General features: G+C 43.9%; 8 protein-coding genes. All 8 read right to left on the bottom strand.

The window, feature by feature from the left end:
- Nucleotides 1-7: 7 nt before the first annotated feature.
- The 8 genes from BLS46_RS04950 to BLS46_RS04985 all read right to left on the bottom strand — a co-directional run bounded on the left by BLS46_RS04950 (nucleotide 8) and on the right by BLS46_RS04985 (nucleotide 12,290).
- Nucleotides 8-2,236, bottom strand: a complete 2,229-nt coding sequence (locus tag BLS46_RS04950; RefSeq protein WP_093586013.1) for an HAD-IC family P-type ATPase — start codon at nucleotides 2,234-2,236, stop codon at nucleotides 8-10.
- A gap of 168 nt (nucleotides 2,237-2,404) precedes the next feature.
- Nucleotides 2,405-3,739, bottom strand: a complete 1,335-nt coding sequence (gene pepC / locus BLS46_RS04955) for an aminopeptidase C (protein WP_093586014.1) — start codon at nucleotides 3,737-3,739, stop codon at nucleotides 2,405-2,407.
- Between the two features lie 111 nt (nucleotides 3,740-3,850).
- Nucleotides 3,851-4,573 (bottom strand): pseudouridine synthase, encoded by a 723-nt coding sequence (locus BLS46_RS04965; RefSeq protein WP_093586016.1) that lies wholly within the window; start codon nucleotides 4,571-4,573, stop codon nucleotides 3,851-3,853.
- Nucleotides 4,574-4,646: 73 nt separating this feature from the next.
- Nucleotides 4,647-4,877: a GlsB/YeaQ/YmgE family stress response membrane protein gene (locus tag BLS46_RS04970; RefSeq protein WP_000580440.1), complete on the bottom strand. Its 231-nt coding sequence runs from the start codon at nucleotides 4,875-4,877 to the stop codon at nucleotides 4,647-4,649.
- Nucleotides 4,878-4,886: 9 nt separating this feature from the next.
- Nucleotides 4,887-6,128 carry an aminopeptidase gene (locus tag BLS46_RS04975; protein WP_093586018.1) on the bottom strand — a complete coding sequence of 414 codons (1,242 nt, stop codon included), beginning with the start codon at nucleotides 6,126-6,128 and terminating at the stop codon, nucleotides 4,887-4,889.
- Between the two features lie 21 nt (nucleotides 6,129-6,149).
- A complete protein-coding gene (locus BLS46_RS09890) occupies nucleotides 6,150-6,302 on the bottom strand; it encodes a hypothetical protein (protein WP_000778898.1) in 153 nt (50 codons plus the stop codon).
- A 32-nt stretch (nucleotides 6,303-6,334) separates the two neighbouring features.
- Nucleotides 6,335-10,726, bottom strand: a complete 4,392-nt coding sequence (locus tag BLS46_RS04980) for a PolC-type DNA polymerase III (protein WP_093586020.1) — start codon at nucleotides 10,724-10,726, stop codon at nucleotides 6,335-6,337.
- Between the two features lie 184 nt (nucleotides 10,727-10,910).
- Entirely contained in the window at nucleotides 10,911-12,290 is a 1,380-nt protein-coding gene (locus tag BLS46_RS04985; protein WP_093586022.1) for a glycoside hydrolase family 1 protein, read from the bottom strand.
- Nucleotides 12,291-12,343 lie beyond the last annotated feature (53 nt).

The raw sequence follows: 12,343 nt of genomic DNA on the forward strand, positions 1-12,343 counted from the left end.
TTGTGTGTCAACTTTTTCTCCTAGTAAGATAATGAAAGCTTCCAATTACAACTGCTAGAATGGCAACATAGAGCATCTGTTTGGCTTCTAAAGGCACAAAAGATCCTTGCAGGATAAAAGTATTGGCAAGTACGCCAACAAGGGCTCCAAGGCTCAAAAACGTGAGCAAGAGTAGCTTGTATCGATTAAAGGGAAGGCTGACCTTGGCAACTAGACACAGACCATTGATCAGAGCAAAGAGGAAGCAAATAAATTTGACCTGACCTGAGACAGTGATAAAGAAGTTCGTCAGGAGAACACTAGCAACCAAAATGCCACCACCAATCGCAGCATTGATTAAAATATCTCGCATAAAATGGGTGCTAACCTTCTCTTTATTGGACTCAAAAGTTAGGAAGAAGGATGGAATCCCAATCGTAATGGCTGAAATGATTGTAAATTGAATAGGGATAAAGGCAAATTCCAAACCAAATATTACACTCAAAATGGCAAAAACGATGGAGAAGAAGGTCTTTGTTAGAAAGAGAGAGGCTACCTTTTGGATGTTATTGATGACACGGCGACCTTCCATCAAGATATCATAAAAAACTGCAAAGTCATCTGTCAGAAAAACAATATTAGATACACTTTTAGCTGCACTCGTAGCACCATTCATAGCAAAGCTGATGTCTGCTTTCTTGAGAGCCAGAACATCATTGACTCCATCACCACTCATAGCAACTGTTTTCCCAGCATTTTGCAAAACGGTCACCATCTTTTCTTTCTGCTCAGGTGTCACGCGACCAAAGATATCGTGTTCCAAGACTACTTTTTCAAAGTCCTCATCACTCACCTTGGTCATATCAATCGCACGGGCTGATTCTTTAAATCCTGCCTTACGAGCCACCCCATATACAGCCACATGATTATCACCACTGATAATCTTTACTTCAACACCTTGAGATTCGAAATAGTCAAAGGTGTCCTTGGTATTGTCCTTGATCTCATCCGACAGAACGACGTGCCCTAGTAGTTCCATATTGGCTGGAGTCGTGATTTGGTCCTTGCTATGAGCAAGCGATAAGATTCGAAAACCTTGTTGTTTTAGATGTTCATAGTAAGGATCCATCGGTTGAGTAAAGCCTAGAAACTCATAAGCCCCGAAGAAATAGGTCCCGCCCTCTTTTACTTGGACAAAGGAATACTTGTTTTTGCTTGAAAAGGCACCGACCTCTTGAACTTCCCACTTTTTCTCACAGGTTAAGTAAGTCTTCAGAGCTCGCGAAGTCGCATTCTCATCGTCAAAATAGGCTAGATAAGAAGACAGTTTCTCTGCTACATTAGCATCCATTTCTTGGACCTTCATATTACCAGTCGTGATGGTACCTGTCTTATCAAAACAAAGAACATCTACCCGCGCCAAGGTCTCTACACAGTATAGCTCCCGCACCAGAACCTTCTTTTTGGCCAGCTTCATGGCCGCTACTGCTAGGGATACACTGACCAGGAGAATCAACCCCTCCGGAATCATGCCGACCAAGGCACCTGAACTTCCCAAGACAATCTCAACATAAGTCCGTCCCAGACTAAAACCTCTGACATAGAGCAGAATGGCAACCGGCACCAGCAAAATCGAGACGATTTTTAAAATCTTATCCATGTAATCGCGCAGTTGAGAAGGGTATTTTTTGAATTCCTTGCTGGATTTTGCGAGTTTGTTAATATAGCTATCCTGCCCCACAGCCGTCGCCGTAACAAGGCAGGATCCGCTAATGACATTGCTTCCGCTCATCAGCTGGTCACCAATCGTTTTAAAGACCGAATCACTCTCGCCAGTCAGCAAGGACTCATCCACTTCAATATTTCCTTCAAGCACTTCTGCATCGACAGGCACCTGGTCTCCCAGATTGAGATGCAGATACTCCCCTAAAACGATGTCCTCTGGATCAATCTCGATCGTTTGACCATCTCGGTTGACCCTGTACTTACTTTTACCAAGCAAACTTAGCTTTTCCAAGGCATTTTTTGATCGCACTTCTTGGAAAATCCCAATGGCTGTATTGATAGCAATCACACCTAAAAAGAGCATATTCTCAAATCGCAAGGTTGTGGCTACCAGAACTGCCAGAGCCAAGTTCATGGCATTAAAGAAGGTAAAGATATTTGAAAAAATGATTTCCTTGGTCGTTTTATAAGGTTTAATATCGCTGATATTTCGTTGACAATCCTTGATGTCTTGACTGCTTAAATACTTCATTTCTACTCCGATATCCTTTTGTACTACTATAATAACACATATCTTTTTCTCTGTCACTTAAAGACTCAAAATAAGAAGAACTCCCTTGGCAAGCATTATCTATCACTACTTTAAGAAATTACTTGAAAAAAAGAGGCTAGAATTCCCCTAACCTTTTTTCTTTATGCTTTATTCTGCCAAGGCACCCATTGGATCCCATGGTGCTAACACGATTGGTTCTGCTTCATATGCGGCTTGTTCTTCTGCTGTCAGCAATTCCTTACGGACAACGATTTGGTAAGTGTATTCGTCCATCCAAGCGTCTGAAGCAACAAAGTAACCATCTGTACCGACCTTGTCTCCCCATGAGTTTTCAACTTTCCACTTGAGTGATTTGCCGTTTTCATCCAAATCCACACCTGTCAAGACCATGGCGTGGGTCATCAAGCTTTCACTGTAGTCCAAACGTCCAGCCTTGTCTTGAGTCAGTTGGATATCCATGCTTGATTCGAAGTCATAAACATCTGTCGCAAGGATCCCTGCTTTACGGTTGCTGAGTTGGCCGACATCAGAACCAAACCAAACGGTCTCACCTGTTTGCATTTGAGCAATCGCTAATTCTTTCAAACGCTCCATAGGTACATTGATGTAGCGAACTGCACGGCTACCAACCACATTTCCTAACATCTCAACTGTGTAAGATTTACCGTAAGGCTTGTCAGCAGTTGGGGCGTTGATAACCGAAACATAATCTTCTAGAGGAAGATTGACATATTTCTTGTAAAACTCTTGTGGTGTGATCCCCTTTTCGCTTTGGTAGTTATCATCCTTATCACGATAAGCAAAGTCAAAGTTACGTGGTGGAAGTCCTAGTGACATAGCAAGGAAGTTAAAGATTTCTTGCAAGAGGTCTTCTTTCTTAGCTTGAACAGTCGCTTGGTCTGCACCAGAAGCGAGCAAGTCACGCAAGATTTGAGCATCTTGGCGAAGCAATTTGTTAAGGATGGCATTGAGCTCACGGCTGCTGCTAGATGAAACAGACTCAGGATAAACAGACTTAGGAACGACACCGTATTTCTCAAAGAGGGCAACGACCATATCCCACTGTCCACCGTCTTGTTGTGGAGTTTGGAGTAGGAAGCTAACCTTACGGCTCGTCAATTCTTGGTCTGCAGTCGCAATCACTTGCTCCAAGAACCAGTTAGATTTTTCATACTTGTCCCAGAAGAAAGTGTGGGCTTGTGACAATTCAAAGTTTTCCAATTTATATTGAGAAATGAGTTTGTGACGGAAGGTGTTGAGAGCTGCAAACATCCAGCAACGACCAGACGCTTTCTGGTTAGTAACCTTGTCCTTGGTCAAATCCAATGAGAAAACAGGTGCATTGTCTACATGACTTTGGCGACGTTCTAGAGCTGCAAAAATTCCATTGTGGCTGGCAGCATTTTCGATCGCTTGGTATTTGACATTTGCTTCATAGTTGGCAAATAGTTTATCTGTAAATGATTCTTGAATCGAGTTCATAGATTCCTCCTTTTATTCTACTGTCTATTATAACTCTTTTCACAAAGGAAGCAACTGAAAAACGAAAAAGGCAGGGATATTCTCCTCACCTTTTTACTAAAATACATTGACTTAATCAATACTAGCAAGGAGCTCCTCTAACTCCTCCTTGGTCAGGCGACGCCACTCACCACGTTTCAGGTTCTCGTCTAAAATAAAAGTTCCCATAGTCAAACGTTGTAGATCCACCACTTCCTTGCCACAGTAGGCCACCATTCGTTTGACTTGATGAAACTTCCCTTCAGCAATGGTCACGCGAACCAAACTTTGATTCTTTTCTGGATCTACCGACACAATCTCCAGCTTAGCTGGCTGACAGGTAAAGTCTTTGAGAGGAATGCCCTTTGTAAATGTCTCCACATCTTCTTGGGTCATAATTCCCTCGACTTGTGCCAGATAGGTCTTATACACATGACGTTTTGGTGAAAGCAAAGCATGGGCCAGCTGGCCGTCATTGGTCAAGAGTAGGAGACCATGTGTATCGATATCCAAGCGCCCTACTGGGAAAACTCCCTTGGTCCGTGCCAAGTCATCCAACAAGTCTAGAACCGTTCTATGCTTGGGATCCTCAGTCGCCGAAATGACTCCTTGGGGCTTGTTCATCATGTAGTAGACAAATTCCTCGTATTCTAGCTTTTGACCATCAAAGCGAATCTCATCTCTTTCTTCATCAATCTGCAGTTTCGCTGACTTTTCTTTTTTACCATTTACCGTCACGCGCCCAGCCTTGAGCAAGTTTTTAACCTCAGTTCGACTCCCTACAGCGCAGGCAACTAAAAATTTATCTAATCTCATAGAACTATTATATCATACTCAAAAGGAGGCTAGCCCAAGTGACCAACCTCCTTTCCTTTTCAGAGTCGGAAAGCTAACTTCCTCTGTCCCAGAAGATAGCTAAGACAATCATGGCACCGAGAACTGCTGGGATAATGGCTGTACCGTTTAGGCTTGGCCCCCAAGAACCAAAGAGTAATTGTCCTAGAAAGGCACCAATCCAGCCGAGGAACATCTTCCCAAAGCATCCCATACGTTCTCCACGATTGGTGATAGCTCCAGCTAATAGTCCGATTAAAAGGCCGACAAACATGCTTCCAATCATAGCTTCTCCTTAATTTGCCCAGTCTCCATTACGGAAGAGAGGTACGCGCGTTCCATCCTCACGGATACCGTCTATATCCATTTGATTCGAACCAATCATAAAGTCAACGTGAACATCTGAACGATTAAGCCCTGCAGCTTCAAGCTCTTCTTCGCTCATATCTGCTCCACCAACAACGCTGGTCGCATAGGCTGCACCGATAGCCAAGTGATTTGAAGCATTTTCATCAAAAAGGGTGTTGAAGAAGGTAATGCCTGACTGTGAAATTGGACTTGGATCTGGTACCAAGGCACATTCACCCAAGGCACGCGCACCCACATTTTCAAAGACAAGGTCTTTCATGACCTGATCCCCCTTCTCAGCAGTGATATCTACGATTTGTCCATCCTTAAAGGTCACTTTAATCCCTTCGATGATATTTCCATTGTAGCTAAGCGGTTTTGTAGAGGTTACATAACCATCTGCACGACGGAAGTCAGGCGCCGTAAAGACTTCTTCTGTTGGCATATTTGGTAAGAACCCTTCGCCCTGTGCATTGATAGCACCAGCTGATTCCCAAACGTGGTTTTTCGGCAAACCAAGTGTCAAATCTGTTCCTGGCGCTGTGTAGTGAAGGGCTGAAAATTGCTCCTTATTAAGCATATCTGCCTTGCTCTTGAGGATGGCTGCATGTTCTTCCCAAGCCTTAACAGGATCTTCTTCGTAGACACGGCAAGTTTTGAAAATTTGGTCCCAAAGGAGATCGACTGCTTCCTCGTCGCTTGCTGCATTTGGGAAGACCTTCTTAGCCCACTCAAGTCCAGCAGCGGCCGCCACTGTCCAGCTAACCTTGTTGGATTGCGTTGCGATACGCATTGGCTTCATGGCAAGTCCCATCGCTTTTGCAGAAGCTGAAAGTTTGTCAGCATCCACTCCGTTCAAGGCACCTGGGTCAGAAGAACGAACCCCAAGACGGCTAGCCTTGTTCTCCAAGAGATAGTTCATCTCAGCAATCTTGTATTCTGGCACATTGTCCAGACGCTCCATCGGAGCATGGAGGAATTTCTCACGGTTAATCACATCATCTGTCCACTGAACGATGACCTCATGAGCACCCAAGGCATAGGCTTCCTTCACGATCAGATGAGCCAACTCGCGTTGCTCCACATCAATAGAAAGAGCCAAGGTGTGACCAGGTTGCACGTTAATTCCGTTCGCAACCAACAATTTAGCATATTTTTCTAGATTTTCTTTAAAATTTGGTAAAACCATTTTATTTTTCCTTTTCTATTGTTATTTCTCTTTAAACAAGGACAGCAGGCTAACTGCTGCTACCGTACCGCAAATCAAAGCGGTCATTTTCAAAATCGTATCAGGGTCAAGATCCAGCTGGTAATCAAATACCTTTTGCGCTGGCTTATCCTGAGCGGAAATGGTAAGTTTCATAAAAACCTCTTTCTATATTTTAGAAAAACTCATCAAACAAACTCATCAAACAAACTCAACTGGTTATCCTCTGGCATATTTCCGAGAATGCCCATTTCATCCATCTTTTCAACCAAGGTTGATGAGAGGCAACCGCGTTTGCGGAGTTCTGTTTTAGAGAGGAATTCTCCCTCTTCACGCGCTCGCACCAGTTGCTTGGCAACGTTCTCTCCTAGACCATCCATTGCTACAAATGGAGGGATAAGAGTGTCTCCGTCAATGAGAAACTCTGTCGCCTGACTACGATAGAGATCGAGTTTGCCGAATTTGAAGCCACGTTCCCACATTTCATTGACAATCTCAAGAGTTGTGTAGAGATCAATTTCCACATTAGAGGCTTCGTTGTTTTTCCGTTTTTCAGCGATTTCTGCCATTCTGCGCTTGATGGCATCCAAACCCGCACCCATAGTCTTGATATCAAAAGCCTTAGCGCGGATTGAGAAGTAAGCACAGTAATAATAAATGGGGTGGTGAACCTTGAAGTAGGCTACGCGAAGGGCCATCATAACGTAGGCCGCCGCATGGGCCTTAGGGAACATGTACTTGATTTTCCCACAGGATTCGATATACCACTCTGGCACCTTATTGGCCTTCATAGCCTCGATGTAGCCATTTCTCTCCTCTTCAGAAATCTTGAGCCACAAACCTTTACGCACCCGTTCCATGATGGTAAAGGCCATCTTAGGTTCGAGACCCGCATGCATGAGGTAAACCATGATATCGTCCCGACAACCGATAACAGTTGATAGATCCGCAATCCCTTGCTTGATCAGATCCTGGGCATTTCCCAACCAGACATCAGTACCGTGGGACAGACCTGAGAGCTGAAGCAACTCTGCAAAGGTCGTCGGATGCGTCTCGTCTACCATCCCACGTACAAAGTTGGTTCCAAACTCTGGAATTCCCAGCATCCCTGTTGGAGTTCCAATTTGCTCAGGTGTCACCCCTAAAACTTCCGTTCCAGAAAAGAGGGCCATCACGCCTTCATCATCCATGGGAATTTCATTAGGGTCAATCCCAGACAAGTCTTGTAGTTTCCGAATCATGGTCGGATCATCATGTCCCAGTACATCAAGTTTGAGGACATTCTCATCGATATCGTGGAAGTTAAAGTGAGTGGTCTGCCATTCAGCCGTCACGTCATCTGCTGGATACTGGACAGGCGTAAAATCGTAGACGTCCATGTAGTTAGGAATAACAACGATTCCCCCGGGGTGTTGTCCTGTAGTCCGCTTGACACCAGCCGCACCTTGAGCGAGGCGTTCCACCTCTGCATCACGATAGAACTTGCCATAATCTCTCTCATAGCCCTTTACAAATCCATAGGCAGTCTTGGCAGCAACTGTACCAACCGTTCCTGCACGGAAGGCATACTCTGAACCAAAGATATCACGAACATCCAAGTGGGCACTAGGCTGGTCTTCTCCCGAGAAGTTCAAGTCAATATCAGGAACCTTGTCTCCATCAAAACCAAGGAAGGTTTCAAAGGGAATATCTTGCCCATTTTTGCTGAGTTTGTGACCGCAGTTTGGACAGTCCTTATTGGGCATATCAAAACCTGAACCGTAAGAACCATCGGTGATAAACTCACTGTACTGACACTGACCACAGACATAGTGAGGAGAGAGAGGATTAACCTCCGTAATCCCAATCATGGTCGCAACGAAACTGGACCCAACAGACCCACGAGAGCCAACCAAGTAACCCCGTTCATTGGAACGTTGCACCAGCATCTGGGAAGCCAGATAAATCACGGCAAATCCATTCCCCAGAATAGAAGTTAATTCTTTTTCAATCCGCAAATCAACAATATCTGGTAGCGGATTTCCATAAATCTCAAAGGCCTTCTTGTAGGTCAGCTCAGCGACCGTTTCTTCAGCTTTATCGATGAAAGGTGTATACAAGTCGCCCTTAACAACCTCAACAGGCTCAAAGATTTCTGCCAAGGCATTGGTGTTTTCAATAACCAGTTTACGAGCCAATTCCTCTCCCAAGAAAGCAAATTCATCCAACATCTCATTGGTTGTTCGAAAATGAGCCTTAGGTAGCGGGGCCGGTTGGGCATGTTCGCCATGACCAATGGTTCGGTTAATCACAGCCCCCTGTCCTAAACTACGGACGATAATTTCACGATAAATCTCTTCTTCTGGTTCGATATAATGGACATTTCCCGTAGCTAGAACAGGCTTGCCAAGACGGTCTCCCACTTCTATCAAACTTTTGATAATGGTCTGAAGTTCCTCCATATCCTTGACCTGCTCCTTGGCAATCAAGGGCGCATAGATAGCTGGGGGCATGACCTCGATAAAGTCATAATACTTAGCCACCTCAACCGCCGCATCCACACCTTGGGAAACAACTGCGTCAAAAACTTCACCCTCCGAGCAAGCTGAGCCTAAAATCAAACCTTCCCGATGGGCATCTAGAACCGTTCTCGGAATTCGTGGCACCCCTTCAAAGTACTTGGTGTTGGACAAAGAAACCAGTTTAAAGATATTTTTTAGACCAACTTGATTCTTAACATAAATAGTCGCATGCTTGATTCGAGCTTTTTTATAAGAATCTGGACTGATTAGATCAATATTGAGTCTAGCCAAATCCGTCACACCATGTTTGTCTGCTACCTCTTTGATAAAGATGAAAAGCAAACGACCAGTAGCTTCCGCATCGTAGTTGGCCATGTGGTGATGTTCCAAAGCCACTCCAAAACGCTTGGTCAAAGGCCCCAAACCATGACGTTTATACTCAGGGTAGAGATTTCTAGCAAACTCTAGCGTATCAATGACTGGCTGGCTAATCTTAGGCAGACCATGGCGCTCATAGTTGGCATTCATAAAGCCAACGTCAAAGGTGGCATTGTGGGCAACTAAGACTGTATCCTTGCAAAACTCTTGAAATTCTTGCAGAACTTGTTCCAGTGGTTTAGCATTTTTGACATGGTCATCTGTAATTCCAGTCAACTCAGTGGTAAAAGCTGACAAGGGATGCCCAGGATTGATAAATTCATCAAATTCGGCAATGACATTCCCCTTGTACATCTTAGAAGCCGCAACCTGAATCAAGTCATTATAGATGGCTGAAAGACCTGTCGTTTCCACGTCAAAAACTACATAGGTCGCTTCTGACAAGTCCATCTCCACTTCGTTGTAGACGATAGGAACTCGGTCTTCAACAATATTGGCTTCCATTCCATAGATCAGCTGGATCCCAGCTTTCTTGGCCGCCTTATAGCCATGTGGGAAGGACTGAACATTACCATGATCCGTAATGGCAACCGCCTTATGTCCCCACTTAGCCGCTGTCGCAACGATTTCTTCAACCTCTGGTAGAGCATCCATAGTCGACATATTAGTATGAGCATGAAACTCAACCCGACGCTCACCTTCTGGCATTAAATCCTTCCGCTCATAGTGAACAACTTCCTGCACATCCTGCACATTCATGGTCAAATCGCGTGTGAAGTTATTCATCTCTACATTCCCACGAACACGAAGCCAAGAATTTTTTTTAATGATGTCAAACTTCTGAGCCTCTTCTTCATTCTTAACCCATTTTTGCATTGAGAAGCTCGAACTATAGTCCGTCATCTTAAAGTTGATCAAGACACGACCTGTTCTGGTCACCTTATGCTCCACATCAAAAACGACCCCTTCAAAGACCAAACGATTTTCCTCAGTTGTCACATCGATCATCTGGGTCACTTCTGCCTTATCTAGTTTTAGCTTGGTCGCAGCCTTTTTAGCCTGAAAATCAAAGGCTGGTTTCTCTTCTACTGGTGGAGGAGCCATTTGTTCCAGTTGTTCCATAGCCCGCAAAGCTTCTTCGTTGGCAGCCTGGACGATTTGTTCATTCTCCACATGAAAGGCTTCCTCCTGCTCTTGTGTAAGGGTATCATTCTTTTCTATCTGGCAAACAAAAACAGGGAAACCAAATTTCTCAAGTTGCTTTGCTAAGTTAGGAAGATGATTCTTCTTAAAGTGTTCCTTATCAATCGCCTCTGAACCTTCAATAAAGAGTTGATTACCCTCCGCACGAACTTGCAGATTCTGATAAAGAGACTTAAATCCTTGGCTAGCACACGGACCTTCAGAAAAAGCCTCCTTATAGTAGGCCTGCAAGAGTTCATTAGAAAATTCTTGAGAAAGAGCCTTGATTTCAAAAACAGCTTGATTGCCTGTCTTAGAAAATTCCTCACTCAACCCCTTCTTTAACTCTAGAAAAATTTCGATAGGTAAAATTTTAGAAAATACAAAATGAAATTCCCATACCTTACTAATTTTATGAACCACAACACGCTCAATACTTGCATCAATAAGAGCAGGATCCTGTCTCAGCTGATCAGAGATTCCTAGTTGATTCATTAAAATTTCAAACTTACTTGACATTCATTTTCCTCACATTATTCTCTTACTATTTTACCATAATTAAAGAAAATATATAGCTAGTACCATTTTCCTTGCGATTTAGATGGAAAGGTTTTATACTTGTAGTAGATAAAACTATACTGATCCATAGTCACATATTAAAAAGTGAGATGACATCTCACTTGGCATCTCACTCTTTTTATTCTTAAAATCCATTATGGTCGCTGAGTTCCTTGAACCAGTGCCCTGATTTCTTCAGACGGCGTTCTTGTGTTTCCAAGTCAAGCTCAACCAAACCATAGCGGTTTTTATAGCTATTGAGCCATGACCAGCAATCAATAAAGGTCCAAATCAAGTAACCCTTACAGTTGGCTCCGTCTTCAATAGCACGGTGCAGTTCACGCAGATGTCCTTTGACAAAGTCGATACGATAGTCGTCCTGAATCATGCCATTCACACGGAACTTGTCTTCCCCTTCAACACCCATGCCATTCTCTGTCAACATCCACTCAATATTACCATAATTTTCCTTGATATTTTGGGCAATATCATAAATCCCTTGCTCATAGATTTCCCAACCTCGGTGAGGATTGATTTTACGGCCTGGCATGACATAAGGCTCATAGAAATGTTCAGGCAAGAGGGGACTGTCTGGATGCTTGGCAAAACGTGGGGCCATGACGCGCAGAGGCTGGTAGTAGTTGACTCCAAGAAAGTCCACTGTATGCTGGCGAATAAGCTCCAACTCTTCAGCAGTAGAATCTGGCAGTAAATCATGCTCAGCTAAAATCTCCACCAATTCTTCTGGATAAGTTCCCAAGACAGATGGATCTAGGAAAGACTGCGCTTGAAAGAGATCCGCAATACGAGCGGCTTTCACATCTGCAGGATGTTGACTACGTGGGTAGGCCGGTGTCAAGTTGAGGACAATCCCAATCTTAGAACCTGGCAAAACCTCATGACAAGCCTTAACTGCAAGAGTGCTAGCCAGTTGCGTATTATAGGCTACCTGAACCGCCGCCTTGGCATCCACCTTATGAGGATAGTGGGCATCATAGAAATAGCCAAACTCAACAGGAACGATAGGTTCATTGAAGGTAATCCATTGGTCCACCAAGTCACCGTAAGTCTCAAAACAAAAACGAGCATAGTCTTCATAAGCCTTGACAGTTGCCTTATTTTCCCAACCATCGCTGTCTTCTTGGAGGGCAAATGGCAGGTCGAAGTGATAGAGATTGACTAAGAGACGAATCCCCTTGGCCTTAATGGCTTCAAAGACCTGACGGTAGAAAGTCACACCTTGAGGATTGACTTCTCCACGACCTTGCGGGAAAATACGTGACCACTGGATAGAAGTACGAAAGGCTGTATGACCTGTTTCTACTAGAAGCTCAATATCCTTTTCCCAGTTTTCGTAAAAAGTCGATGTTTTGTCAGGTCCAATTCCATTGTAGTAACGATTTGGCTCTACTTGGAACCAATAATCCCAGAGATTGTCTCCCTTTCCGTCACCAGGTACACGACCTTCTGTCTGTGGTCCAGAAGTAGAGGAACCCCAGACAAAATCCTTTGGAAATTTTAACATACTTATACCTCTTAACTTGATGATGTATTTCTTCACTCTCATTATATAGAAAA

The sequence above is a fragment of the Streptococcus sp. NLAE-zl-C503 genome (assembly GCF_900104285.1).
Classification (GTDB): domain Bacteria; phylum Bacillota; class Bacilli; order Lactobacillales; family Streptococcaceae; genus Streptococcus.

Bases quoted from the DNA above. Each gene is read 5' to 3' on its own strand.
- BLS46_RS04965 (WP_093586016.1), bottom strand. From the start codon at position 4,573: ATGAGATTAGATAAATTTTTAGTTGCCTGCGCTGTAGGGAGTCGAACT.
- BLS46_RS04985 (WP_093586022.1), bottom strand. From the start codon at position 12,290: ATGTTAAAATTTCCAAAGGATTTTGTCTGGGGTTCCTCTACTTCTGGA.
- pepC (WP_093586014.1), bottom strand. From the start codon at position 3,739: ATGAACTCGATTCAAGAATCATTTACAGATAAACTATTTGCCAACTAT.
- BLS46_RS04970 (WP_000580440.1), bottom strand. From the start codon at position 4,877: ATGATTGGAAGCATGTTTGTCGGCCTTTTAATCGGACTATTAGCTGGA.
- BLS46_RS04980 (WP_093586020.1), bottom strand. From the start codon at position 10,726: ATGTCAAGTAAGTTTGAAATTTTAATGAATCAACTAGGAATCTCTGAT.
- BLS46_RS04975 (WP_093586018.1), bottom strand. From the start codon at position 6,128: ATGGTTTTACCAAATTTTAAAGAAAATCTAGAAAAATATGCTAAATTG.
- BLS46_RS09890 (WP_000778898.1), bottom strand. From the start codon at position 6,302: ATGAAACTTACCATTTCCGCTCAGGATAAGCCAGCGCAAAAGGTATTT.
- BLS46_RS04950 (WP_093586013.1), bottom strand. From the start codon at position 2,236: ATGAAGTATTTAAGCAGTCAAGACATCAAGGATTGTCAACGAAATATC.